This window comes from Pseudoalteromonas aurantia 208, assembly GCF_014858725.1.
GTDB lineage: Bacteria > Pseudomonadota > Gammaproteobacteria > Enterobacterales > Alteromonadaceae > Pseudoalteromonas > Pseudoalteromonas aurantia.
The window spans coordinates 219,786-245,209 of the sequence record NZ_AQGV01000015.1; the positions used below are offsets into that span (position 1 = coordinate 219,786).

A 25,424-nucleotide genomic window follows, 5' to 3' on the forward strand; every position below is an offset into this window, starting at 1 on the left:
TTGCTTAGTAAAATAATGATCTACCTTTGTACCTAGTTGGTAAAATACCGATCTATGAATACATGTTGGTAAAATGGTGATCTGAAAGAGTGAATATTTAAACATTTGCGTGTTGAGTACTCGATTAAGTTAGTAAAATATTGATCTGTACTGGGAGCGCTATTTTACTAACTTAGAAGAGTACGAGTCGTTTTCGTTATTGCTTAGCCCATGCTAATTGCATGTCCCACACATAGCGATGATTGGGTTTTAATGGTTGTTGGCTATCGTCAATATACTCTAATACGTTACGCGCCTTACCTAATGTTGCATCTCGGCCAAAGAGGTAGCTTTGTTCTTTTACGATGCTGAGGTACGCTTTATTTAATGCAAGTGCTCGAGTAGGCGAAGGCGTGATTAACTCATATAAGTTGGTTGCTGAGGTCACTTTTTTTATGTCAACCTGTCCATCTTTAGTGAACCAACGCATCAACATTTCTTGATTTTGTCTAAACTCGTCCCCTCCTCCAACACGCTGCATGTAGGTTAAAAACTCCCCTTGAGATTCTCCTTTGTTGGGCACATCAGTCATTGATTTTAAATCGATATAGCCCCAGCCTGCTGCGCCAGTGACTTTTCTAGCAAATGAAAATGTCTGGTCGTATGTCGCGCCAACTGTTTTGTGACAGCCATTACAAAATGCCAATTCTTGTTTATGCTGTGGTCTTAATTTTCCTTGTCCATCTTCAATATATCCATTAATTGTCCAGCCAAAGCTGTTATTGATACCAGCGTCACCTAAATACAGTGTTTGTGGTAAATTTTCGAATGCTTTCTCTTTAGCCTCACGATAGTAAGAAGTAGCAAGCTCTTGTTTTGATTTGAAATTGTGTTTTTTCATATAACGCACTTCTTTCATGCGAGGCGCATTGAATATGGTGCCGTTATCATTTACACCAATATAGCGTACCGTATGCAAAAACTCAGTTCCCTCAGGGTAGAGTTGGTAGGCGAGTGGTGATTGTGCATCGCCTACGTAATGCGATCGTACCTTGATGTTTTGAATAGTTGTATATTTGCCATCTTGGTTAAGGTCGATACCGATACGCTTTTCGTTTAATGGAGGCGTTGAAATATTTTTCAGGCCTTTTAGTGTCAATTCTACTAAGCTGAGATTTGCCAAATATACATCTTGATTGTAAACCCCTTGTTGTTGTCTATATTCGCTTGGTAACCGGATCATGACATCACCCGTAGAGCCGTTTGTGGGCCAAAATGTACTTGGGAATGGCTTGTAATTAAAGGCGACCCACCCGCTGCCATCTTCAGCAATACCTAGAGCGTTAAATGCTTTCTCTGGATATGCAAGGTTTTTAATGGGTGTGATCTCCCCTTTCCAATCTGTATTTGCTTGTTGGGTTTTAATGAATTCGCTGTAATTATCTTGATTGATCCAATCAAGAATTACGTCATCCGAAATACCACTGATTAAGTGTGTGCGATCAATAAATAGATTTTTCCAATGGTTTTTTGCGCCAAGGTCTGAGAACTCATACGCACCTTGTAAATTACCATCGGCCATTTGGTTTGGTCTGTGGTGATCTGTTGTGTCAGTTTGGTGGCAGGCATAGCAAGGGTTGTTTACGCCGTCCGTTTTAGTATAACACTGCGGCGGGATCACTGACTCTGCATTATAAGTTTCATTGTGTTTCATATAATCCAGCGCAGGGATATTATCGCCAGGTTGATACGGGGCTGACGTATCAGTAATAACAGGTGATTGAGTCGTTGGTAAGCTGTGCTCGGAGCACCCAAGCAAAAGCGTTGCTGGTATAAGTAATAGAATAAGTACGTGGCATTTCATTTTTATGACTTCTATTTTTGCTGCGAAAAAAGCGGTAACACCTTGGTTACCGCTATTGCGAGTAATAAGTAATTACACTATTTAGATTTTGGGTCGTACATCCATAGCGTATTGTTTTCTTGAAAACCATCTTCACCAATGAGAATGCGCCCATCTCGCATCACTATGACATTATCAGGCTGTGATAGCTGATTGACATCACAACGTTCAGCACCGGTGAGACTTGAGCGATATGTACCTCCCATAACGACGGGCTCAATACGAGTTAGGTTATAGTTGCTATCAATTGCTGCGCGATAAACACCACCACAATCTTTTACGCGTGGAGAGAGTTGGATGTCGCCTTCACTATCGGTCATGGTGTTATCTAAATCTGCAATGCCAATATACATATAGGCACTTTTAACAATTTCGTCAGCAATAACATTTTGGCCGGTAACGGCTTCCAGCACACGATCATGGTTGATGCTGATCCCTTCGAGTTTACGCCACTCAGCTGTAGCGCCTTTTAACTTAGCTGCTTGTCGTGACTCTAAAAAGGCAACTCGGTCGTCCATAGGCTTACCAGCAGTAATTGGGCTGCCACCTTCTGCAACGGATGGATAGGTTGCTTTACCATCAACCCACGCCTGTACATCAGCAACAGAAATGTAGCTGGTTTTGCCTTCTACATAGTCAGCGCTGGTAATATCATCATATTGCGCTACCCACGTTTCTATCTGTGCATTTGTATTAGACGCTAATTCTACCCACTCAATGTCAAACCCAGTAACGGCCGGATCACTAAGCCCAGTATCTTGGGTTAACTTTGCACCATATAATGTGCCTGAACTGAGATCTTCAGGCTGATCTGCAATGAATTTAAATAGTACGCCGCCGGTATCATCTTGTGATGAATACACTGTTTTACGGTCAGGCATCACGACTGAATTTTCATGTTCGTAGCGACCGATTGTAAAATGTTTAACAACGTCAGGTGTGTCGGTTGTTGGGTTTTGGACTTCAGCGATATATCCATAGCGGTAAGGGTTTGGAAATTCAGGTGCAAGAAATTGTCTGAAGTTTTCTAACCGAGATCCCACGTCGGTGGGCTTATTCCATGTCGGATTGGTTGTGGTGTCTACTGTGGAATTTACAATCCATTCTTCAGACGTCAGGGGAGTTCCCCATGGTGAGACAGAGCCAAAGCAGTTTGCAGCTGTACCTTTAACCGAATCAAAGTCAACCATCATTGCTTCTTCAACCGACCAAGCTCCATTGGTCGTTTTACTCATTTTCAAGCGGCTCATACCACCAGGGTAGTCTTCCCAGTTAGTAAATAAATAACCTGTGTTGTCACCAGTTGGGATAAAGCCATTAAAATCAGGCATGTTGTTTTTGATGATTTCTTGTTTTGTATTAAGGCCATATATGACACCTAATCCGCCAGACAGGCTTTTTTCGTTGAGTCCGGAGAAAGTATCACCGGTTTGACCCAGTATTTGGTATTGACCAATGGCGGATACAACCGTCTGCTGCTCAAGCGCTGATGAGGTGGCAGGTACGGGAGAGCTGACGATATTACGTGGTAATTCATTGAAGTTTACACCAGTAAGCACGCCCACAGTACCTGTATTAAAAGGTGTGTTATTGAGCGTGTCTACTTCGGTATTTGCGTCATTAGGGTGCTGGATATTAAAAAACAAATCCCCTTGCTTGGTTAAATGTAACCCTGTTACTTCTGCACCTGCAGGTACGGTCGCAATACGAATTAGACCAGCTCCACCATTAGTACCATTAGTGCCATTAGTACCATTAGTACCATTAGTACCATTAGTACCATTAGTACCATTAGTACCATTAGTACCATTAGTACCTGTTTCACCTTGAACTCCTTGTTCACCGGTTACTCCTTGTGCTCCGTCATCACCATTACAAGCGGTTAGCGCTAGTGTGACGGCACTTGCGATAAGAGAATATGCTACGCGATTCATCAGTTACTCCAGATTGCTATCATTCATTATTGTTTTAAACCGAATAGCAGTGTGGAGTGGACCTGTTACATGTACCTGACAGTTATATTAATTTTTTCAGACAGTTATAATACATTGATTGGTCTGGGTTATTGGCTGACTGTAAAGGGGGTTTACATATTACCTATTTAGTGTGATTCAAATAAATTAGAGATTGAACATCAAATCCTTTTGCTTGCGCCGTTGTTTTAAAGTGTTCAAGACGTTGTGTCGAAACCGTGGGAGTGCGAGCTAGCAGCCACAAATACTTTTTATTGTAACTGGTTACATAGGCAAATTGGTATTGTTGATGATCAAGTTCAAATATAATATAAGATCCATAAAAAGGGCCAAAAAACGACACTGTCAAATGGCCTACAGAGGTATTATGGGCAAATTTCGCAGTGCCAATAGCTTGTTTCCATTTAGACTTTTCTTCAATGTAGCCTTGGTTTATGACTTGTACTGTGCCGTCCGATAATACCTTATAATTTGCTGTTACGTGACTCATTCCTCTTTCAAACCGATGGTCAAGTCTGGCAATTTCATACCATTTACCTTGATATTTTCCTATATCTAAATTAGCAACGGGTTTGACTCCCTGAGGAATGCCGGTACAGGCGCTTAGTACACATGTTAAGGTGAATGTTAACATTTTACGCATGGGACTCTGTCTCGATTTATCGTTTTGAATTAATGCAAATTAAAGTAGGTTACGATTACAATAAGGGGTAAGATCACTATTTTACCTACCAACAATGATAGAGATTATATTATGCAAATTTGGGTTGATGCTGACGCCTGTCCTACACCGATCAAAGAGATTATCTTTCGCGCTGCTGAGCGAACTCAAACGCCAACAACCTTAGTCGCAAATCATGCCATGAGGGTTCCTGCGACGCGCTTTGTAAGTTTGTTACGGGTCAGTCAAGGCTTTGATATCGCAGACAATGAAATTGTGAAACGTGTGCAAGCAGGTGATATTGTCATTACCTCTGATATCCCTTTGGCAGCAGAGGTTGTAGAGCTCAATGTACATGCAATAAACCCCAGAGGAGAAGAGTACACTGAGCATAATATTAAGTCGATTTTAAATATGCGTGATTTTATGGATACCATGCGCAGTAGCGGCGTAGAAATGAGTGGCGGCCCAGCAAAGCTATCAGCAACGGATAAACAAGCATTTGGCAATGCACTAGATCGTATTCTGCAACGCGCCAAATCATGAAAATACTAACTCATGGTTTTGGTGTGAAAAACGGCATATTTGCTGTTTATATTGAACGCCCTCCTCCGATGTCGGAATATAATTATTTAGATATAATACAACCACTTGCCAGTGGAGAGATCACAGCTATAAATACGGCTTGTGGTAATGGTTGGCGGAAAATTTTTAATGTTTACGCTAAATTTCTCGCGGAATTCAATCATAAAGATCACGATTTTACTAAGCATAAAACGTGGCAAGAATATCGAGATAAATGCTTACTTCAGCAACATAGTCATGAGGTTTTGCTATTCAGCCCCCCTAATTTTGCTGATAAAAGCTACAAGTATCACATTATTGCAGGTCGAGGTTATGCAAAAAAAATATTGAGAGATCATATTTTTACTAACTCTTTGATATGGATAGATGAAGAATTTGCTATTGATCCAAAGTTAAATTTGGTGATTTGCCCTTATTTTGATTATAGGCAACTTAGCAATATCAAAATCAGTAAATTATGTGGCATTTTGAAAAGCCTAGACTAATCTCAAATTAATATTGTTGGAAAAAGAGTCATTGTTAGGGAATGAAAATACTCGTTGTGGATGATATGCCCTTAATGCGTCATGTGTTGATAAACATGTTGAGGCGGCTTGAATACGCTGATATTACCGAAGCAACCGACGGTATTCAGGCTATGTCATACTTAAAGAAACAGGCATTTGATTTGTTAGTGACAGATTTAAATATGCCGAAAATGGACGGCTCAACATTAATTGATAAAGTTAAGCATGAACTAAACTGTGCTGATACAGCCATATTGGTCGTCACATGTGAAGATAATAAGCGAATATTGCTCAAACTAATCTCTGCTAAAATTGACGGTATAATGGTGAAACCGTTTTGCTTAAAAACACTCGAAAAGCAACTTGCTTATATTGCTACAAAGCGCGGCAAGCAAAACCAGAAAAACCAAGTGCTTTGAAGTAACAGTTTGCACTTGAGAATGCAGCTTGGTCGAGTAGTTCAGCCAACCGCATCCGCTCTAGCGGGTAGAACTCGTGATTTAAGTTGTGTCGCATGCGTTGCTCCCCTACTTCAGTTAACCCCAAACTTCGACACATTAATAGCTGAGACTCTCGCTCAAATTGTGTTTCTGGGGAAACTAAATCGGCTAGAAAAAGAGGTGCTTTAGGCTGTAGATTTCGGTGAATCGATTTAAGTAATGCGTGCTTTTCTCCTGTATCAGGTAAAAAGTGCATGACGAGTAAGCAAATTGCAGCGTCAACGGGCGTATCTAGTACTGAGAGTGCGCCATAGTGAAATGTAACGCGTGAAGCAAGGCCGTGATGTGCAAGTTGTAGCTTAGCTATATTGAGCATGTCACAAGAAATATCTTGAGCAACAAAGTGCCAGCTGTCGTTATGCTGGGCAAGCTCAATAATATCTTTACCTGTGCCTGCACCAATTACGAGAATCGTTGATTCATCAGGCAATAAAGTAACCAGTTGTGCCGCTGTTAGTTGATGTAACAACTCATAGCCCGGTACCAACTTAATAATGTTTGAATCATATCGCTTAGCTTCATCACCCTGAAAATGAGGCATGGTTTTATCCTTTTACCGTAATACTTGAATAGCCGCCAGGTTGTTTTTTAACATGTATTTGTGTAGCAACGCGTTCGGTCATTTCACTCACATGAGAGATAACCCCTACTTTGCGCCCTTGTGCTTGAAGTGAGTCTAGCGCATCTAGCGCAACACTCAATGTTTCGGGGTCTAAAGTCCCGAAGCCTTCATCAATAAACAATGAACCAATTTTTACTTTATTTGATGATAATGACGCAAGTCCCAATGCCAATGCTAAAGAAACTAAGAAAGATTCTCCACCAGAGAGGGTATTAACAGAACGTTGTTCATCTGCCATGTCTTTATCAATAATTGCAATGTCTAGAGATTGACCAATCACACTGAGTTTATAGCGTTTGGATAAATTCTTTAGATGAAGGTTTGCATATTGCAATAGTATTCTTAAAGTTTGTGTTTGCGCGATATTACGAAGTTTCTTTCCGGTGGCATCGCCTAATAGCTTATCGAGCAAGTGCCAATGTTCATACGTCGCTTGTTGTTGTAACAGTTGCACTTTTCTCGACTGCAATTGTTTGGTGTTTTGAGTATGCTGTGTCAGTTGCGTATTACATTCTAGCCATAAGTTTTGAGTTACTTCTCGTTGTGTATTGAGCTCGTGATATTGTTCTTCTAGTGCACTCAATGGTAAATCAGTGAGAGCGAGTTGTTGGTGCTCAAGGTGTTCGCTTTGCAAGTGCGCTAAGGTTGCTTGTGTTTGATTCTGTTGTATTTTTAACTGCTCAAGTAATGCTTTTAATTTTACGAACTGAGTGTTGTCTTGAGACAAAATATCAAGTACGAGAGTGCTATTTAATTGAGGGTAATCATGTTGCTGGACTAAAATCCAGTCATTAAAGCGTTGCTCAACAATGTGCTGTTGTTCATTGTTTTGGCGTATTTGTTGTTGTAAGTTATCAAGCTTTAAGGTTTTTTCTTGCTGTGCTTGGGTAAGCTGCACTAAGGTATTTTGCAGTTTTTGCTGCTCGCTTTCAGCATGTTCAAGCGTATTTTGTAATCGCTGATGCCACTGGTCTGGGCTGTCATCAAGAGGCAATAACAGCGCCCGTTCAGCATTTAATTGGTGTGATAAAGCAGTTAAGGTATCAACGGTACTTTGCGTTCTTTCCAAATGTAGGCGTTGTTCCTTTATTTGAATCATGGTAACACTTAATTCATTTTTTAGCGTCAGTAGCTTGGTATTACACTCATTTAATTGAATGTCTGTTGTTTGCAATAGCGTGATACGGCTATCAAGCTCAGATAGAGCTTGTTGGTTGTTTGTTGAGAATACATTCCACCAATTTGGGTCCGTAAACAAAGTATGTGCTTGGTTGTACAATGCAGTTATATCATGACTTACCCGCGTAAGCTGTTGTGTATTATGCTGCTGTGTTTGCTCATTAGAGTGAAGTGATTTATCTAGGTCTTGTAGGGCTGATTGAGTTACTTGTAATTGGCTTTGATAAAGCTGAAATTGTTGCCAAGCAGCCTGCTGTTGTTGTGTTAGTGCACTGTATTGTTTTAGTTGCGATTCTATAGAATCTAGTTCTGATAAACAGTCTTGTGTCGTCCAATTAGCAATGTCGTCAAGTGCGGCTAATTGGTCTTTAATCTGCTGCCACTTTTGCTTGAGTTGGGCCTGTTGTTGTAGTGTTACTTGTAGCTGAGCGTTAATTTGTTCTATTGCACCAAGATGCTCAGAGTAACGTTGCTGCGCTAATTGATTCGCATGTTCTGCATGTTCATTCTGCTGCTTAAAATCATTTAAGAGGTTTTGCCAATGCTCGTCAATATGTTCAACACCATATGGATGCTCAGTTGCCCCGCATACAACACATTCTTTGCCAGGCTGTAACGCTGCACGTAAGGCACTGATATTTTCACTGGCACGTAATTGTACCTGATTGTAATTATCTTGTGTGAGAATAAGCCGTTGCTTCGATAATTCGGTTTGTTTTTCGGCATCTTTTAATTGTTGATTAAGTGTATGTTGTTGATGGCGTGTTTTATCTAAACGGGCTTGTAACTGGATTAACTCCGAATCGATAGTATTTTGTTCGTTTTTGTACGCTATGCAGTTTTGTAGTGCAAAACGACGCTTTTGCATGGCTTCATAATCGAGTTGATCTAGCGTTGTTTTTAGTTGCTCGAGTTGAGCTTCGCTTTGGTCATTGTCGACTTGATGTTGAGCGAGTTTCGTCAATAAAGGGGCGCGTTGCTCGCTCAGCTTTAGATGTTGCTGCACTGCGTCATTGTACTGTGTTTGTGTATCGTGCTGTTGCTGCGTTAATTGTGTTAACTGAGTGAGTAACACATTTAAGTGCTGCCAATGTGGTAATACTTGAGTGCCATTAGGGTCAGCCTCTAGGATCGAGTGCAGGCTGGTTTGAGTGACGGTGTTTTCATCTAAATCTTTGTGTAAGTTATGCTGCTGTTGTGTGGTTTGAGTCAATGTCGAGTGGGCTTTCTCAGCGAGCAGCTTCGCATTAGTCAGTTGAGAGTGGTTCTCTGAACGTTTGGTATCAAGTGCTCTTACAGCAATAATATCAGGCTGATATCGGTTAAAGTCAGACTTCGCATGCTCTGTTATTTTTGTTATTTCGAGCAGTCTTTTTTCTTGTTGAGATATGGCTTCTGCATGATCAATGGCGTTGACCTTTTTTAGCTCCGTATTTAAGGCTGTTATTTGTGAGTTTAACTGGTCCGCTTGGGTACGGTTATCAGCGATTTGTTGGACCACATCAGCTAGGTTCGCGAGTTCAAATTGGGCGGATTGGGCGGTTATTTTTTCGTTAATATCGTTTAACTTAACCGTATGGTTACTTACCTTAGAATGAAGTAACTCCCCAGCTTGTAGCCAACTTTTTTGCTGCTCGATACCTTGTTGCTGCTGTTTAAATAGTTCGAGTTCATTATGGTACTTACGGGCTTTATTTGTGACGTCTTCCAGCTCTTCGTCAGTTAACAAAGAGTATGCTTCTAAACTAAGGCGCAGTTGTTCTAATGCCGTTTTTTTCTGTTTGTGTTGTTCGAATATTATTTGCCCCAAGCGACTAAATTTATCAGTACCAGTTAAGCATTCGAGTAGTTGAGCTCGCTCATCGCTACTGGCTTTTAAAAATGCTGCGAACTCATGTTGAGCAAGTAATACAGCGCGTGTAAATTGATCGAAATTAAGACCGATTAACTGTTCGATTTTTTTTACCGCCGCTGACTTCTGTGCGAGTAAGGTATCATCGCCGAGTGCAAATACCTCATGTTCAGCCGTTTTTAGTCGGCCATCAACTTTATTGCGCGCGCGCGCTATTTTCCACCGGGCCATATAACGCATGTTGTCTTGACCTTCAAAGGTGACTTCAGCGCTCCCATTAGCACACCCTCGGCGTAGCAAATTTCTTGGGTCGTTTAACTTAATGTCGTCGCCATTAAAGGCTACGGTATTTTTTAAATCATTTTTAAGGCGAGCTGTTTTACCATAAAGCGCTAAGCATATTGCATCAAGTAATGTGCTCTTTCCTGCGCCAGTATCCCCTGTGATTGCAAATAAACCGCTTTGATGCAACGGGGCTTGCTCGAAGTCAATGGCGGCGTTTGTAATGGATGCTAAGTTATGTAATTTTACGCTGATAAGTTTCATTATTCACTGACCTCACTCAGAAAAGCAAGGGCTTCGCAGAGACATTTCTGTACTGATGCCGGCGCACATTCATCGCTATCCATATGTTCTTTAAACGCCAAATCGAGCAGTCTTACTGGGTCGAGTTGTTCCACCTGCCCCAAATCTTCAAGTTGTGAGTCATGCTTATTATGCGTACTACTTTTGACGCGTTCGATACCGCAAAAGAGAACGTGCTTATTCGCAAGTGCGTCGTCTATTTTTGCACGGAATTGGCTATCCGTTTCATTGGCATTTAACTTAAGTCGAATATATGGTGGGGGAGCATCAATATCACACTCAAGTTGCTCAATTAAATCACATAAATCGTCCAATGTGGCGCCTCCTGTTTCAGGAAGTAAACAAACATCTTGGTGCCTAGGAATGAGTATGGGGTCGACGGCAATACACGTGTGCTTATCAAATTGCGCGATCAGCACTTGATGTTGGTAATGTCGTTCGGAGAAAGACATTGGCATCGGCGTGCCACTATAGCGAATGAATTCGCTTTTTGCGACGCGTTGTGATTTATGAAGATGTCCTAAAGCGACGTAGTCAGCGTGCTCAGTAAATACAGTTGCGCTTATGGCGTCAAATCCACCAATGGTGATGTTTCGCTCTGAGTCACTGGAAATATCACCCCCTTTAGCATGTAAGTGGCCCATTACAAGTAAGGGCCCCTGTTTTATATCCACCGCGTAAGCAATACTGCTTTGATAAGCATTGTGAACTCCTTGCTGGTACGCATCGGGGTGTTGATTGTCGAGTGTCAAGTCGCCTGCACGTAGAAAAGGCATTGCAACCACTGTCAGCGGCCCATGCTGAGTGTGGAGGGTTAGAACAACATCTTCTGGACTATGTTTGTTGAATCGGCCAACAACATAGGTATCAAATGCTTGCAGTAATGGTTTCGCGGTCTCAATACGATTAGCGGAGTCATGATTACCCGCAATGATGATAATGTGTAAATTAGGGCAATGGCGTTTTGCTTGTTTAATGAAGGCGTAAAGTTGCTGTTCAGCGTGTGCTGGAGGTGTCGCGGTGTGATAAATATCACCTGAAATTAGTAACACATCAATAGCATGCTGCTTTAGTGCATTGCTCAGCCATGTTAAAAAGGCATCGTGCTCTAATGTACGATTATGTTCATAAAATTGTTGACCAAGATGCCAATCAGATGTGTGCAGTACTTTCATTAAACGTCCCTATACTCATAGAAACGCTAATATAGCATTGCAAAACGAATTTGTTTATCGAGTTATTTGCAACCAAGCAAAAATAATTATAGGTAAAACAAGTAATAACAACAAAGTAGGAGTTTTAAACAGCCTATTTTGTTTTGCCTGTTGCCTTTTTAGTGCAGATTTTTCGTTACAAGCAGCTATTTTATCTACATAAAAGTAGCCATCATCTAAGTACTGCTTGCAGTTTTGCTCATCTGCAGGGATGGCAACTAATTTTTCTTGTTTTTTTAGGATGTAAAAATCCATACTGCTCACCACATGTCTATTACTAAACGGGTATAATTAACAGAGCAAAACTAACGCCAACTTTTTGAAGTGAGTTTTACCTGAAATAAAAAAGAGCGCGATTTTAAAGATAAATTGGTCCAAATATCAACACTTTTTTTTCGCTTTCTTTATTTATTTAAAAAATAGGCATAATAACCACCAGAAATACCAGAGTGGCATGCCCGCCATTGCACGAATTAGCAACAGTAAAGTCGAATTTTACTCAAGTTTCTCTTGTACTTTAGTCTGTACTACTTAATCAACGCTGAATACCCTTTTTATAGGGTGTTTCTATATTTGTTACATTATATCAATATAACGAACAAAAATAGCTGTTTGCGCCACCGCTTATTTGGTAAGTTAGCTTTTATTTCTTGTTTGAATAAAGCGTATAGATAAAACGCGACGGGCAAGCATGTTCCCACTTTTTCAATTTATAACTGAGTGTTGTTGGGTTAATAAGTCAGTATGAAAAAGCAACTTAACCAAACAACCCATATTTTTGGTATTTCAAGGTGATGGTTTTTGATGAACACTAAATTGCTAATAATGTCTTTGCTGTTTGTTTCTTCGTCTGGGGTCGCACACCAATTAAAGTCAGCCAAAACGACTGTACATATAAACCGTGTTAATGGTCACGTTGAAGTGTTACATCGATATTATGTCCACGATGTAGAGCACGCTGCAGAGGTTTTATTTGGTACTAACACGGATATATTTACCAATATGGAAGCTCAAAAAAGATTTGCTGATTATGTTAGTGAGCATGTCCACTTTAAAGTAGCGGGAGGCAAGCGCTTGTCTCTTGTTAATTTGGGGACACATATTGATGGGCCGTTTTTTATTGTGTATCAAGAAACTCAATCATCAGGAAAACATGCTATTGTGAGTATGCAAAATCGTGTTTTGCAGGATATTTGGCCAGAGCAAATTAATATGGTGTATTTTGAAGAAAAAAACAGCATTCGCTCTTTGCACTTTGATAAGGGGGATGACTGGCTACCAATTATTTTTAATGAAGCCCGTTAGTTATGGCTTATAGCATAGTGAGAAAATTTCATCAACAAGTGATCTTTGCAAGTGGTGATAACGTAAACTAAAGTTAAATTCAAAATAGCTGAGAGGGCAAGGAATATTATGGCTCAAGCGACAGTACAACACGAATCGTCTAGTGTAGTCTCGTCATCTGAAATAAAGGGAGTTATATTTGACTTAGATGGCACCTTGGTAAGCTCTGGGCTTGATTTTTCTATCATCAAAGCTCAAGTTGGCTGCCCACATGAGCAAGACCTGCTTACATATATCGATAACTTACCTTCGCCTTACATGCGTCAAGAAGCAATGCACATTGTACATCAACATGAGTTAATGGATGCACAAGCTGCTGAGTTACTACCTGGGGTACGAGATTGCCTAGAAACATTAATTGATATGAGCATTCCGATGGCCATTGTGACGCGCAATTATACAAAAGCAGCAGAGCTTAAAGTACGCCATTGCGACATTCCCATAGCGACCATGATAACCCGTGATGATGCGCCTGCTAAGCCCGATCCAACTGCATTACTGCATATTGCTAAACTGTGGCATTTTAATGCCAAAAATTGTATTTATGTTGGAGATTATTTATATGATATCCAAGCTGCGCACAATGCGAGTATGAGAGCGTGTTTGTATGCACCAGAGTGCGTCCCAGCCTATGCATCGGAAGCGCAATTCGTTATGCATCATTTTAGTGAATTGCCTCGCCTGATTTTATCGACTCAATGATATTATCATTGGACAAAGTGAGATCCGCTCTAGCTCATTTGACTTAGTCTTGTTAAAATCTCGGCAATTTAATTTTATAAAACGAGAATTAAGATGGGCAGAGCATTTGAAGTCCGCAAAAACGCCATGGCAAAAACGGCGGCGGCAAAAACCAAAGTAAACTCAAAATACGGAAAAGAAATTTACGTTGTCGCAAAAAATGGTGGCTCTGATCCGGACACAAACCAATCTTTACGTCGTTTAATTGAAAAAGCGAAAAAAGATCAAGTACCGGCCCATGTTATTGATAAAGCATTGGAAAAGGCAGCAGGAGGGGCAGGTGAAGACTATTCTCCAGCACGTTATGAAGGTTATGGCCCTGGTAACTGTATGGTGATTGTTGACTGTTTAACGGATAATCCGAATCGCACGATTAAAGATGTTCGATTACCATTTACAAAAACTGATTCGAAAATTGGCAGCCCAGGGTGTGTTGCACATATGTTTGATCACTTTTCAATACTTGGCTTTGCTGGTGATGACGACGAAGCTGTGCTGGAAGCGCTGATGATGGCTGATGTCGATGTAACAGATGTTGAAGTGGAAGACGGTAAAGTGTCAGTATTTGCACCTCACACAGAGTATTTCAAAGCAAAAACGGCGCTGACAGAAGCATTCCCTGACATTAATTTTGAAGTAGACGAAATTACGTTTGTACCACAAACTCAAGTTGAAATTACCAATGAAGATGATATTGCAAATTTCGAAAAGTTTATGGGTATGCTTGAAGATTGTGATGACGTGCAAAATATTTATCATAACGCGATTGTAAATTAATTATTTTTACGATTGAGCTATTTTAAAAACCGGGCTCGAAGCTCGGTTTTTTTATGTCTGAATTATTCCTAACGCAATTTCACATTTGCTGACAAAATGCTAACTATTGACAACAGTTTCCTTTTTTACGCTGCACTATATTTTGGCCTTACTACTTTTTAAGCAAAGGAAAGGCATACAATGAAATTCTCGATAAAACCACTAACTCTCTTGGTTTCTAGTTTAATTTTGACGGCATGTGGTTCCAGTAGTCATGCACCGAAAATTACGTTAGAAAAAACTAGCTTTACCGCAATCGCAACAACACACTTAACAATTACCGCTGATATTACTGATGAAGATAATGACCTAAATGCAATTGAGTGGCAACAAGTTCAAGGGCCCGGTACTACAGAGTTTGTCGATCAAGCAGTAGGCTCTAATAAAGTGACTTTCATGTTACCGCACGAGGCCGGAGAGTACGTATATGTTGTCAGTGCCATAGATAAAAAGAACTTTAAACGCTCTGAACGTATTACGGTTCAAGTAGGTAGTTTACAAGAGCATATATTTGAACCCTTATCGACATTGTTTGATAGTACTTTTACGCAACACGAGGGTGAAATTATCAATATGGCTTCGCTCATTGATTTTGGAGACGGCATTGTTTGGCAAGATGCTGCGGGGTTAGCGCAGCAAGCGACGAGACAACCAATGACACCAGAGCATCAATTTCGGATCGCGAGTGTGTCAAAAACGTTATCTGCTGCGGTCACATTTAAGTTAATCGAAAAGGGGCTGTTTGCGCTGGATACACCAATTGGAGAGTTATTGACTGATACAGATATGCCACAAGGCTTTACGGTGGGCGATTTACATCACTCTGGCGACACTAAGCAAGGGGAAACAATCACAATAAGGCAGCTACTGGATCAGAGTACTGGAATAAGAGATTTTGTTTCTTACTTACAAGATTTTCAAGCACCAGACACGCGTGCCTTGTTAGAGGCGTTAACACAGCAAGATCATAATGTTCCTCAGCGGTGGCATTCTGATTTATTGATACAAGAGTTATTAGAGCGGGGGTTAACCAAAGAGCTAGAAACGATGCCAGGTTCAGCCTATTTATATGGGAATAGCAATTCTGATTTGTTGGCTTGGACATTAGAAAAATTTACCGATCAAACTTTTGAAGCTTTATTGGAGGAGCATGTTTTTTTGCCGCTTGATATGCAGCATACCTATATGGATTATCATCAAGCTAAAAAAGGACGGGGACCCATTGATCATCTCTTTATGATCCAAACTGATGCACCTGAGTATCAATATCTCAATGGCAATCATAATATTGTAGCGTTAGGTGTTAATACGTCATTTGCTTGGGCAGGAGGGGGAATAGTTTCAACACTAGATGATTTGAACGCTTTCTTTAGTGCACTACATAGTGACCAATTTATTTTAGATGCAGCATTACGATCCGAGTTGAAGTCGTATTGGCGAAAAACAACAACAGCTGAAGAAGAGCTTGAAGGACCAACTGAGTTCTATGGTTTAGCTATGGAAAAGGTGATAGAAAAAAATTATCAAACCGTCGGTCACTCTGGATTTTGGGGGGTGTATGCATCGCATGTAACACCGCTTGATGTGCATATGTACACATGGGCAGGGCAGCCATATAGCGATGCGGCGGAAACCTTTCAAGACCAAGCGATTAAGTTATTACATAGCAAAGGAATCAATGGCACCACGGTTTTTCAGCAATAAATTGATGATCATAAGACAACCTTATGGCTAGAGCAACAAATATAGCGTAGCTAAGTTATATTTGTTGCTATTCAATCTTGTTAGTGCGTTTGTCAGCGTGCCTCTATGTAAAGGGGCTTTACAAACTTAGCGTGAGATAGCAGTGTTGCTCAATAAAGCACGGATCTCTTTGACAAGCGCAATACTGTCTTCATTGTCACCATGAACACATAATGTATCAGCAGCCAAGGGCAGGGTCTTTCCTGAACTGGTTTGCACGCTCTGGTGAGTTATTAATTGTGTGACCTGAGCAAGTAAAGCTGTTTTATCATGCACCGCAGTAGGCATGCTTCTGGGGCTCAGCAGTCCATCATCTGTATATAATCGGTCAGCAAATGCTTCAAATAAAACAGCAACATTGTAGGTGTTAGCAAGTAGGCGGTGTTCACTTTGTTTGCGCGTTGCTAACATCATCAGCTTTAAATCGCTAGGGTAGTCGGCGATGGCCTGTAAAACACTTTTCAAGATAGCATTGTCACGCATCATATCATTATACAGAGCACCATGAGGTTTTACGTACTTGAGCGTAATACCATAGACTTTAGCCATGCCTTCTAGGGCCGCAATCTGATAATGCAGGCAATGTATTAATTCTTGGTGTTGCATCTGCATAGAGCGTCGTCCAAAACCTTGCTTATCTGGGTAGCTTGGATGTGCCCCGACAGTTACGTTATGCTGCTTGGCGAGTTGTAATGTGGCAGCAATAACATCTGGATCTCCAGCATGAAAGCCGCAAGCAATATTTGCACAGTCAATTTCTGCCATCGCTTTCGTATCAAGACCCATTGTCCACGCACCAAAGCTTTCGCCTAAGTCACAATTTAACAGCATGCTTTTACCTTTATTTGATTGCTAAGCTAACATCTTGTTGGTCGGTGACCAGCAAATGTTCAGGACTGTTAATAATACACAATTTGGGCGCTATTTTGGTAATTGCGAGTTGAGCTGTCATGTTCGATGTCCAAAAAACGGGCATGCACTTTTTATTTATGTCTATTGGTTCACCAAATACGGGTTTGTTTAAGTCATAAATACCGATGTCTTTAGGTTCGCCAAAATGTACAGGAAGGCCATGAGGTGATCGGTTAAGTGCTCCGATTTGTATTGCTTTTACAAGATCTGATGGGGTAAAAGGGCGCATACTCACCACATTAAATCCAGAAAATATTCCTGCGCTTTTACAAGGTAATGTTGAGATGTATAAAGGCAAGCCATGCAATGGGTTAATGGCTGAGCTTTTTAATCCTGCGCAATTTAGCGCATAGTCATAACTCAGGTAACTCGCTAACGCAAAAGTCACTAAATCTGCTTGCCAAATTGGAGAAAGGTCGTGTACATCTTCAATGAGTTGGCCATTTTTGAATACTCTATAACGCGGAATATCGGTACGAATATCAATATCTTTACCCAACGTTCCGAGAGTATATGAACCCGGTGAATCACTGTAAGCCATAAGTGAACATGCATCTGGATTTAAATGGCAAAATTGTAGAAAGTCATAAGCATATTCTTTCGGTAAGATAATAATATTACATTGAGTAAAACCTGGTACAAAACCGATGGTTGGGCCTGAATAATCGCCTTCCCGGATCATTTTTCGTATCGCATGAGGTGCGGTTAATGATGCCGATGGATCCATAGTTAAGGCCCTCAGAAAATTTATTTGTTAGGCAGAGTCACTGTAACGGGTAACACACCTTGCGCGTTATCAAGTCCTAAAATTACCCGAGCTAATGCTGTAAAAGCGGGACCAGAGACCTGATTTTTATTGTCTATATCAATATTATAGGCATAGCTAGCTAAAATTGCGTCACTGATAGCCGCGTACTCTGTAATTTCGTATGGTGCACGTAAGCTAATAAATAAGACTGGCTTTTTCAGGCGCTTCGCTAAGCTCATTTGTTGGTGCAATACTTTTGGTTGATCATGTCGAGATACACCATGATCTGATAATTCCGCTATGTCATCCATACCCCCTATTTCTACGGCACTTTGTTGTGGGCTGGCATGAGCTGCGATTATGATATCAGCGTGTTCAATCGCGTTATTAGTTGCTGTGGGGTCGAACCCTTGTAGGCTGCTACAGGTAATATGAAAGGCATGCTTACTTAACTTTTGTAATGCTTGTTCGAGTGCAATGCACTTGCGAGTATCAGGCATAATGAGGTGGAGGTGTGTTTTTTTAGGGTTGGTTGATACAGGCTTTATTGGTAATAGTCCTGAATTTTTTACCTCAGTAATGGCTGCAACTGCAAGGTTCGCTTCTAACTGCCGGTGACTTGGATTACCTAAGGTTGCGTGCGCTATGTTGATAGATGGGTGTGTTGAAGTGTTTAAAAAACGTTGTTTTAACGTAGCAATTCTCGTTGCCGATTGTGCTATGTCATGTTTGTTTAATTCTTGAGTGTTGGCGGCTGTTACCAAACTTGATATTAGTGAATCCAATTTTTGAATATCATGGGGGGTACGAATTGCAATAGGCATCAATGCGATATCAACGCCCGCTTTAAATGTTTCAATAACAGCTTGATCTGGGGTGAAAAAATCACTGATCCCGGCCATATCCAATGCATCGGTAACAATCACTCCCTCATAGCCTAGTTTGGTCCTGAGTAAGTCATGCATTATGGCCCGCGACATAGTGGCGGGTTTCAGCATTTTTTGCCCATGTTTATTCGTCAATTCGCTGTTATCAAGAGCGGGGTATTGAATATGTGCTGTCATGATCATGCCAGGCGCATGTGTATTAATGATGTACTTAAAAGGGGCTAAATCATTGTGCCAAATAGTGTCTTGGGTATGCGTAACCTTTGGCAACCCAGTATGACTATCAATGTGAGTATCGCCATGGCCCGGAAAATGTTTTAAAGCGGATATAACACGCTCATTTTCAAAGGCCGTCACTTGGGCAGCGCCCAGTTTAGCAACTTCATCGGGGTTTTCCGAAAACGAACGTACGTTGATGACTGGGTTTTCAGCATTCATATTGACATCAACGGTGGGCGCAAAGTTAACATTAACTCCCAAACTGTTGAGTTCTTTTCCAATGGCTTTGGCAACCTCAGTAGCATAAAAAGTGCCGTGTTTAGGGTACGTTGCACCAATGCTCATGTTGCCAGTAAAAGAGGTGGCAACTTCTCGGTTAATACGAGCGACACGTCCTCCTTCTTGGTCAATTGCAATAAATAAAGGTTGTTTAGCTGCACTTTGAAGTGCTTTGTTTAATTCGATTATTTGTGCGATGTCTTGCACATTTTCAGCAAATAAAATAACTCCTCCAATGTGGTATTTGGTGATGACTTGCGCCAGTGCTTTGGGGAGTTTTTTCATCGGTGTGCGACATGCTGAACTCTTGCCATTTTCACAGAAATAACGAAAATCTAGCATCAGCTTTTGGCCGAGTTGCTCATTGAGTGGAGTGTTTGCCATTGCAAGTTGATGAATTGTCATGCTGATAACGATACCTAAAGGTTTTAAAACTTGTGAGAGTGCCATATAAAACTTGTGAAAGACATCAAATAATTAGCTACTAATTTAACATTGAAATAGGTATGTATATAGCACATTGTTAAGCGAAGTTAATCGCATCGACAATTAATGTGTTATGAATGGTATTGGGTTATATTTCTATGCACATAGCGTAAATATCTGCATGAACTTACTTTTAGTCTCCCCGAATTCATTTTCCCTCGTCTCCCTGAATTCATTTTCCGTCGTCTCCCTGAATTCATTTTCCCTCGTCTCCCTGAATTCATTTTCCGTCGTCTCCCTGAATTTATTTCAGGGCCCATGCAGAAGGGGCACTTTGTGCTTGTGGATCCTGACCTGCGTCAGGACGACGGCTGGGGTGAGTTACACCCAGACCAACCTCAGGAGTACAGGTTCGGAAAGTTGAATGATGTAATGTCATGTAATCGATATTTATTCGTATTTGACTACACTGGTTATTCATAATCTATCTGGCACCCCCATCTGTATAGTCATATGCAATGGTGCGTGTTATCTCTCAAAATCGATAAGGAAACACCATGTCTGATCAGTATACCTATAAAATTTATCCACCACTTGGCGTGGCACGTGTTGGTAATGGTCCTGCTCAATCCGAAACAGCGGTTTTTACTCCAGAGGTACCTTGGCAACATTTATACGATACAAATGTAGAGTATTTGGTAACACTTGGAGATTTAAAAGCACTCGTACAAAGAGTATTTGCTGAGGGACTAGGTGACGCAGTTAACACTGTCGGTTTACAAGTAAAAGAATATGTCTCCGAGTCAGTTGTTACTGAACTGGCTGGTGATCATAAGAGTCAGTTGTCTATCGCAATCATCGAGTCTAATCTCGGGAAGGTTATCTCAAAACAGGAACTTGAGCGTAAGCTTGATGATGCGACTTTACCACAGTCAATCGTTAACTTCTCTTTACTGGGCCTTGTTGAAGATTTGGTTGTTGCAGTATTAGCGGATAAATATTTAGGGGCCGTTAAAAAACAAGCACAGCGCTTTTATCTTTATAAGTGTGACCTGCAAGGTAACCCAATAGAAAAAGTGACATTGGGAGATGGTGAGAAGGTGACATGGCATGTGAGTGTGGCTAACAAAAAAGCATTTTGGTACGACTATAATAATGCCCTCGATTTGTCATTATTATCGGAAGGAACAGGTAATTTGTCTAAGAATGTTAGTTTAGAAAGGCTGGCCCCAGCTCAAACAGCAAAGCGGCGAAATCCGAATGTACTGGGTAACAAATTGCGTCAGCAGTTAGTGATCCGCAGTAAGGGGATGGTATCGAGTAATCAGAATGACGTCGTTAAGTTAAGTGGCAAGTTTCCTGCTAATGAAGCCGATCAAGAGTGTCGTCTGACAAACTTGCTTAATATGACTGAGCGACACAATGTTTTGCAAGGGAGCATTAGTTGTTCAGACTCTGGTGTATTGTCTTTTTATGCTGGGGACGGGGTATCACAAGCAATGACTCCGTCGTCTTTAAACACCGACTTTGCAGACAATTCTAATTGGTATGATGATATTTGTGATGGTAGCGTAAGTGCTGAATTAACCTTAAAAAATGGTAATATTGTAAAAATAAACCAAGAAAACAATAGCGCATGGATTGCAACAGCGCCGCCTGACTTTGCGCCTCAAATTGAACCACTTGTCACTTTATACGATATGGTCAGTGGGTCACAATTTAAAGAGGCTGATTTAGCTGGATTAAAAACCCAATTTAGCGATGTATTTCCAATTTTATATCGTTTATACCGTATGCAATGGGTTAACCAAGCGGACTTCTCCGACAATCAAGTAAATACAGTGATGGGTGAACTCAGTAGTCAAAATCAGTTTGCAAAACTGCTTGATAATGGCTGCGCCACAAGTGAATTACGAGAAGAAATCTTTAAGCAATTTAGAAACCCGATGTTTGATGAAGCTGTAGATAAGCAAGACGCAGGTCAAACCGATAGTGAATGGATCAATACCAGTCGGATTATTCCAAGCAAAGATACCACGGACATTAAAGGGCGCAAAGCTACACACAAATTACAGCTGCCATTTTACCCCAATGATGGGGTGGATTATCCTGGTAGCCCAATGCAATGGTTTGCTATCCCACCGTTCATGTATCAGCACTTATTAAATTGGTCACAAGGTAACTTTACCGTTACGGATGATGAGAAAAGTCACGCAGACACAATTGATTCAATGGCTAAATTCTATATTGATATATTTGCAGACTCATCCCACCCAGCATTGCTATCGGCACGGGCAGCGTTAGATGCACTATATGGGGGTGGTTTTCACCCAGGAGTAGAGCTGACCTGGCCTATGCGTCATAAACATATTTACTCAGAAAACGAGAGAAAATCTGGTGTTAACGAGCAAATTAGCTTACTCGGTTTAAGTGAATTTAGATTAACTCAGGCAGCCAATGATTTGAACATGTATCAAGATTTTGGTCATGTAATACAAGTGTCTGATGTTGAAAAGTCGATAATACCTGACTCTGATGCAAGTTGGTTTTGGAAAAATACACCTGGAGATTTAACCAAATGGATGGGGATCCCTTGGCAATCAGATGCTGCGAGTTGCCAAGCTGTTTACACTCCTGAAGACTTTCCTATTCCAGCTTGGTGGGCAGCTAACTTGCCTGTACATATCGTGCCTCTTGCGCGTTACAACAAATTTAAAGATGGTAAAAACTCAGATACAGAAACCCCCAATGGTTTTGACCACAAAATTGCACAGGGCATGACAGAAGCATCATTTGATCAACTGCGATTGGAACAATATTCACAACGACTTGATTGGCTACATACTGCCGATTTGGGATTTGTTGGTTACCACGCAGAAGGAGGCTATACCAATGGCTTAATTCAGATGGTCACACAATGGAAGCATATGGGAATGGTAATGGCTCGACCTGTTGAACAAGGAGAGAATACGGGTATTCCTGAAGTGGTTTATGTTGCTTACAGCAAAGCGGATAAAAACTAAAATAAGATGCGCTCGTAAGGGCGCTATTTTGATGAGAGTAAAAATGACTGTAAAATTTGATTGCGCCGTAATTGGAATGGGAGTAAGCGGTGTATTACTGGCTAAGGAGTTAGCAACGCAAGGTTTCAAGGTTGTATTGTTTCATGATGATAAGCCTATAAACATGAGCTTAGCTGAAAGTTTGCCTGCAACGGTTAACCCATTGTTAGAGCGGCTAGGTTTGATGAAATATTTACAGCATGAAATACACTTTCCTTGTTCTGGTACTTTTTCATCATGGGGGGCTGCACAACTGCAGCACCCTCGTTTAGAGTCAACTATGCAAGGGCATGGCTGGAAAGTCGATAAACATGGCCTAGTTAGGCAGCTAGCATATGACTTACCAGACTCGGTAGTCAAACTGCATAAAGTAATCAGTATCGAGCGACAACCATCGCATTGGTTACTTGGTAGTAAAAGTAATGGGCAAGTTATTGAGGTGTGCGCGCGTTTTGTTGTTGATGCCAGCGGCCGACAAGGGTATTTACCAAGAGCTTTAAATATTTCGCGTCACTGTTTTGATAAGTTAATGGCATTTGTGGTGAATGTACCAAGAATATCAGGCGAAAAGCTCAGTCATCCAGTGCTTGTTGAAGCCCAGCAAAATCACTGGGGGTTGGTGTCTAAAATGAACCAAAATCAAAACATGTTGGCTATTTTTAGCAACCAAGCTTCACCTGATTTTGAGTTATATAAATCGTTTGAAAATTGGCATGAAATTAGTCAAGACTCACTGTACTTTAAGCAGTTTATTCCTCAAGAATATAGCACAAAAGTACGAATGGTGAATGCTAGCAGTCATATATGCAGTCAGTTAACAGGAGATAATTGGCTGATGGTAGGTGATGCTGCAATGTCGTTTGACCCCTTATCATCACACGGGATGACAACGAGTATGTATATGGCAGAGAAAGCATGTCATGCAATCATGCAGTCTTTTACGGGTAATCGTGCTGGGTTAGCGGATTACTCTGAACAAATGACTTCAATTTATAATACGTACTTAAATGAATTGGTGCAGCGTTATAATGCAGAGCAACGCTGGCAAGGGTCGCCATTTTGGCAAAGTAAGCAACAATTAAAAATGACAAACGAATGCATGTTAGTGAGTTAGTGAATAGTTTGCATACATGATAGCCTTTTCTCTATTAGGTCTTTTCTGAGAGCGGTACTCTTTTTAGCTTTGTGAACCTATTTTGGATGGCCTTACTCCCCATTATTCAGCGCTTTTACCTATCAGGATCCATTGAGGGCTTAACATTTTCGTATCTCTGACTTCATTTCAGAGCGTAAGATTTCGTCTCCCTGAATTTATTTCAGGGTCCATGTTTGAATACACGAAACGCAAATGGATCCTGACCTGCGTCAGGAAGACTGATTTGGTGGAAGACTGATTTGGTGGAAGACTGAATAGGAGGACGGCGCATAAGTTAACGGTAGTTGTATCAGTTGAAGGCTGTTGTGTCCGTTAAAAACTTACACTCCTCTATACTCTTTTTAGAGCTCAGTACCTTCACCTTTCTGAATGCATTCAAGGCTTAACGTCTTCGTCTATCTGAATTCAGGGCTAACATCTTTGCCTCCCTGATTTCATTTTAGAGCGTAAGATTTCGTCTCCCTGAATTTATTTCAGGGTCCATGTTTGAATATACGAAACGCAAATGGATCCTGACCTGCGTCAGGAAGACTGATTTGGTGGAAGACTGAATAGGAAGACGGGGCATAAGTTAACGGCAGTTGTATCAGTTGAAGGCTGTTGCATCCGTTAAAAACTTACACTCCTCTATACTCTTTTTAGAGCTCAGTACCTTCACCTTTCTGAATGCATTCAAGGCTTAACGTCTTCGCCTATCTGAATTCAGGGCTAACATATTTGTCTCGCTGACTTCATTTCAGAGCGTAAGATTTCGTCTCCCTGAATTTATTTCAGGGTCCATGTTTGAATATACGAAACGTAAATGGATCCTGACCTGCGTCAGGAAGACTGATTTGGTGGAAGACTGAATAGGAGGACGGCGCATAAGTTAACGGTAGTTGTATCAGTTGAAGGCTGTTGTGTCCGTTAAAAATTTACACTCCTCTATACTCTTTTTAGAGCTCAGTACCTTCACCTTTCTGAATACATTCAAGGCTTAACGTCTTCGTCTATCTGAATTCAGGGCTAACATCTTCGTCTCCCTGAATTTATTTCAGGGTCCATGTATGAATATACGAAACGTAAATGGATCCTGACCTGCGTCAGGAAGACTAAATAGGAGGAACCCTGATTAGGAAGAAAGCGTGTAAGTTAACTGCTCATATTTTCTACCGTTCCCCTTGCACCTCAAATTCATCGTATATTAAAACTGCTTTTCCGTTTTTTTGAACTTGCCAATGCTCTTTATGTACAACTCCATACGCTTTGTTCATTTGCCAGTGTGAAGTCAGTAAATAACCATCGGTACCTTCAGGTTGCCAAATGACATCGCTATATTCAACACTATGAAAACCTTGATCAATAATTTGCTGCCATAAAGCTTGTATTTGCTCAGTGCCTTTAAACGTCCCAAATGGTTTTGCCACCATCGTACATTCAGGGTGGTACTGGGCAGCACACCCAGCCGCATCTTGGTTATTAAATGCGGTTTGCCATTGTAAAATACCTGTTTTACAAGCTTCAAATACGGTTTGTGGTGCCATGTTCTATTA

General features: G+C 41.0%; 21 protein-coding genes. 9 read left to right on the top strand and 12 right to left on the bottom strand.

Annotated elements, in window-relative coordinates:
• Positions 1–196 precede the first annotated feature (196 nt).
• From PAUR_RS19435 to PAUR_RS19445, 3 genes are all read right to left on the bottom strand, one after another.
• Positions 197–1,843: a hypothetical protein gene (locus tag PAUR_RS19435; protein WP_192509388.1), complete on the bottom strand. Its 1,647-nt coding sequence runs from the start codon at positions 1,841–1,843 to the stop codon at positions 197–199.
• A 77-nt stretch (positions 1,844–1,920) separates the two neighbouring features.
• Positions 1,921–3,816 carry an alkaline phosphatase PhoX gene (locus PAUR_RS19440; protein WP_192509389.1) on the bottom strand — a complete coding sequence of 632 codons (1,896 nt, stop codon included), beginning with the start codon at positions 3,814–3,816 and terminating at the stop codon, positions 1,921–1,923.
• Between the two features lie 163 nt (positions 3,817–3,979).
• Positions 3,980–4,498 carry a lipocalin family protein gene (locus PAUR_RS19445; protein ID WP_192509390.1) on the bottom strand — a complete coding sequence of 173 codons (519 nt, stop codon included), beginning with the start codon at positions 4,496–4,498 and terminating at the stop codon, positions 3,980–3,982.
• Positions 4,499–4,609: 111 nt separating this feature from the next.
• Here PAUR_RS19445 and PAUR_RS19450 point away from each other — a divergent pair, with 111 nt between their 5' ends.
• The 3 genes from PAUR_RS19450 to PAUR_RS19460 are packed head-to-tail and all read left to right on the top strand — an operon-like array spanning position 4,610 to position 6,026.
• Positions 4,610–5,062: a YaiI/YqxD family protein gene (locus PAUR_RS19450; RefSeq protein WP_192509391.1), complete on the top strand. Its 453-nt coding sequence runs from the start codon at positions 4,610–4,612 to the stop codon at positions 5,060–5,062.
• Positions 5,059–5,586: a DUF6942 family protein gene (locus PAUR_RS19455; protein WP_192509392.1), complete on the top strand. Its 528-nt coding sequence runs from the start codon at positions 5,059–5,061 to the stop codon at positions 5,584–5,586. Before PAUR_RS19450 ends, PAUR_RS19455 begins: the two co-directional genes overlap by 4 nt.
• 41 nt (positions 5,587–5,627) lie before the next feature.
• Complete coding sequence (locus PAUR_RS19460) at positions 5,628–6,026, top strand: response regulator (protein ID WP_192509393.1); 399 nt, start codon at positions 5,628–5,630, stop codon at positions 6,024–6,026.
• On the opposite strand, the gene PAUR_RS19465 is transcribed toward PAUR_RS19460, so the two are convergent.
• The 4 genes from PAUR_RS19465 to PAUR_RS19480 are packed head-to-tail and all read right to left on the bottom strand — an operon-like array spanning position 5,983 to position 11,814.
• Complete coding sequence (locus PAUR_RS19465) at positions 5,983–6,648, bottom strand: class I SAM-dependent methyltransferase (RefSeq protein WP_192509394.1); 666 nt, start codon at positions 6,646–6,648, stop codon at positions 5,983–5,985. The genes PAUR_RS19460 and PAUR_RS19465 overlap by 44 nt on opposite strands.
• Positions 6,649–6,652: 4 nt before the next feature.
• The gene (locus tag PAUR_RS19470) at positions 6,653–10,306 is read right to left on the bottom strand and encodes an AAA family ATPase (RefSeq protein WP_192509395.1); all 3,654 of its coding nucleotides are present in this window, start codon (positions 10,304–10,306) and stop codon (positions 6,653–6,655) included.
• On the bottom strand, positions 10,306–11,520 hold the full coding sequence (locus PAUR_RS19475) for an exonuclease SbcCD subunit D (RefSeq protein WP_192509396.1): 1,215 nt from the start codon (positions 11,518–11,520) through the stop codon (positions 10,306–10,308). Before PAUR_RS19475 ends, PAUR_RS19470 begins: the two co-directional genes overlap by 1 nt.
• A 54-nt stretch (positions 11,521–11,574) precedes the next feature.
• The gene (locus PAUR_RS19480; protein ID WP_192509397.1) at positions 11,575–11,814 is read right to left on the bottom strand and encodes a hypothetical protein; all 240 of its coding nucleotides are present in this window, start codon (positions 11,812–11,814) and stop codon (positions 11,575–11,577) included.
• A gap of 549 nt (positions 11,815–12,363) precedes the next feature.
• Between PAUR_RS19480 and PAUR_RS19485 the strand changes: the two genes are divergently transcribed.
• From PAUR_RS19485 to PAUR_RS19500, 4 genes are all read left to right on the top strand, one after another.
• A complete protein-coding gene (locus PAUR_RS19485; protein ID WP_192509398.1) occupies positions 12,364–12,864 on the top strand; it encodes a DUF6702 family protein in 501 nt (166 codons plus the stop codon).
• A 108-nt stretch (positions 12,865–12,972) separates the two neighbouring features.
• Positions 12,973–13,605, top strand: coding sequence for an HAD family hydrolase (locus tag PAUR_RS19490; protein WP_192509399.1), 633 nt, complete (start codon positions 12,973–12,975; stop codon positions 13,603–13,605).
• A gap of 93 nt (positions 13,606–13,698) precedes the next feature.
• Complete coding sequence (locus PAUR_RS19495) at positions 13,699–14,421, top strand: YebC/PmpR family DNA-binding transcriptional regulator (protein ID WP_192509400.1); 723 nt, start codon at positions 13,699–13,701, stop codon at positions 14,419–14,421.
• 180 nt (positions 14,422–14,601) lie between these two features.
• Positions 14,602–16,164, top strand: coding sequence for a serine hydrolase domain-containing protein (locus PAUR_RS19500; RefSeq protein WP_192509401.1), 1,563 nt, complete (start codon positions 14,602–14,604; stop codon positions 16,162–16,164).
• A 126-nt stretch (positions 16,165–16,290) separates the two neighbouring features.
• Here PAUR_RS19500 and PAUR_RS19505 read toward each other — a convergent pair whose 3' ends face one another.
• The 4 genes from PAUR_RS19505 to PAUR_RS19520 form a co-directional block, all read right to left on the bottom strand.
• A complete protein-coding gene (locus PAUR_RS19505; RefSeq protein WP_192509402.1) occupies positions 16,291–17,034 on the bottom strand; it encodes a 5-oxoprolinase subunit PxpA in 744 nt (247 codons plus the stop codon).
• Positions 17,035–17,044: 10 nt separating this feature from the next.
• Complete coding sequence (locus PAUR_RS19510; RefSeq protein ID WP_192509403.1) at positions 17,045–17,842, bottom strand: D-glutamate cyclase family protein; 798 nt, start codon at positions 17,840–17,842, stop codon at positions 17,045–17,047.
• A 20-nt stretch (positions 17,843–17,862) separates the two neighbouring features.
• Positions 17,863–19,653 carry a glycoside hydrolase family 3 protein gene (locus PAUR_RS19515; protein WP_225738520.1) on the bottom strand — a complete coding sequence of 597 codons (1,791 nt, stop codon included), beginning with the start codon at positions 19,651–19,653 and terminating at the stop codon, positions 17,863–17,865.
• Between the two features lie 325 nt (positions 19,654–19,978).
• Positions 19,979–20,155, bottom strand: coding sequence for a hypothetical protein (locus tag PAUR_RS19520; protein WP_192509405.1), 177 nt, complete (start codon positions 20,153–20,155; stop codon positions 19,979–19,981).
• A gap of 76 nt (positions 20,156–20,231) precedes the next feature.
• On the opposite strand from PAUR_RS19520, the gene PAUR_RS19525 reads away from it, so the two are divergent.
• Together PAUR_RS19525 and PAUR_RS19530 are read left to right on the top strand one after the other, a co-directional pair.
• Positions 20,232–22,697 carry a LodA/GoxA family CTQ-dependent oxidase gene (locus tag PAUR_RS19525; RefSeq protein ID WP_192509406.1) on the top strand — a complete coding sequence of 822 codons (2,466 nt, stop codon included), beginning with the start codon at positions 20,232–20,234 and terminating at the stop codon, positions 22,695–22,697.
• 43 nt (positions 22,698–22,740) lie between these two features.
• Positions 22,741–23,850 (top strand): FAD-dependent monooxygenase, encoded by a 1,110-nt coding sequence (locus tag PAUR_RS19530; protein ID WP_192509407.1) that lies wholly within the window; start codon positions 22,741–22,743, stop codon positions 23,848–23,850.
• Positions 23,851–25,040: 1,190 nt separating this feature from the next.
• Here PAUR_RS19530 and PAUR_RS19535 read toward each other — a convergent pair.
• A complete protein-coding gene (locus PAUR_RS19535; RefSeq protein WP_192509408.1) occupies positions 25,041–25,415 on the bottom strand; it encodes a YybH family protein in 375 nt (124 codons plus the stop codon).
• Positions 25,416–25,424: the final 9 nt, after the last annotated feature.

Bases quoted from the DNA above. Each gene is read 5' to 3' on its own strand.
- PAUR_RS19435 (WP_192509388.1), bottom strand. From the start codon at position 1,843: ATGAAATGCCACGTACTTATTCTATTACTTATACCAGCAACGCTTTTG.
- PAUR_RS19440 (WP_192509389.1), bottom strand. From the start codon at position 3,816: ATGAATCGCGTAGCATATTCTCTTATCGCAAGTGCCGTCACACTAGCG.
- PAUR_RS19445 (WP_192509390.1), bottom strand. From the start codon at position 4,498: ATGCGTAAAATGTTAACATTCACCTTAACATGTGTACTAAGCGCCTGT.
- PAUR_RS19450 (WP_192509391.1), top strand. From the start codon at position 4,610: ATGCAAATTTGGGTTGATGCTGACGCCTGTCCTACACCGATCAAAGAG.
- PAUR_RS19455 (WP_192509392.1), top strand. From the start codon at position 5,059: ATGAAAATACTAACTCATGGTTTTGGTGTGAAAAACGGCATATTTGCT.
- PAUR_RS19460 (WP_192509393.1), top strand. From the start codon at position 5,628: ATGAAAATACTCGTTGTGGATGATATGCCCTTAATGCGTCATGTGTTG.
- PAUR_RS19465 (WP_192509394.1), bottom strand. From the start codon at position 6,648: ATGCCTCATTTTCAGGGTGATGAAGCTAAGCGATATGATTCAAACATT.
- PAUR_RS19470 (WP_192509395.1), bottom strand. From the start codon at position 10,306: ATGAAACTTATCAGCGTAAAATTACATAACTTAGCATCCATTACAAAC.
- PAUR_RS19475 (WP_192509396.1), bottom strand. From the start codon at position 11,520: ATGAAAGTACTGCACACATCTGATTGGCATCTTGGTCAACAATTTTAT.
- PAUR_RS19480 (WP_192509397.1), bottom strand. From the start codon at position 11,814: ATGGATTTTTACATCCTAAAAAAACAAGAAAAATTAGTTGCCATCCCT.
- PAUR_RS19485 (WP_192509398.1), top strand. From the start codon at position 12,364: ATGAACACTAAATTGCTAATAATGTCTTTGCTGTTTGTTTCTTCGTCT.
- PAUR_RS19490 (WP_192509399.1), top strand. From the start codon at position 12,973: ATGGCTCAAGCGACAGTACAACACGAATCGTCTAGTGTAGTCTCGTCA.
- PAUR_RS19495 (WP_192509400.1), top strand. From the start codon at position 13,699: ATGGGCAGAGCATTTGAAGTCCGCAAAAACGCCATGGCAAAAACGGCG.
- PAUR_RS19500 (WP_192509401.1), top strand. From the start codon at position 14,602: ATGAAATTCTCGATAAAACCACTAACTCTCTTGGTTTCTAGTTTAATT.
- PAUR_RS19505 (WP_192509402.1), bottom strand. From the start codon at position 17,034: ATGCTGTTAAATTGTGACTTAGGCGAAAGCTTTGGTGCGTGGACAATG.
- PAUR_RS19510 (WP_192509403.1), bottom strand. From the start codon at position 17,842: ATGGATCCATCGGCATCATTAACCGCACCTCATGCGATACGAAAAATG.
- PAUR_RS19515 (WP_225738520.1), bottom strand. From the start codon at position 19,653: ATGACAATTCATCAACTTGCAATGGCAAACACTCCACTCAATGAGCAA.
- PAUR_RS19520 (WP_192509405.1), bottom strand. From the start codon at position 20,155: ATGAATAACCAGTGTAGTCAAATACGAATAAATATCGATTACATGACA.
- PAUR_RS19525 (WP_192509406.1), top strand. From the start codon at position 20,232: ATGTCTGATCAGTATACCTATAAAATTTATCCACCACTTGGCGTGGCA.
- PAUR_RS19530 (WP_192509407.1), top strand. From the start codon at position 22,741: ATGACTGTAAAATTTGATTGCGCCGTAATTGGAATGGGAGTAAGCGGT.
- PAUR_RS19535 (WP_192509408.1), bottom strand. From the start codon at position 25,415: ATGGCACCACAAACCGTATTTGAAGCTTGTAAAACAGGTATTTTACAA.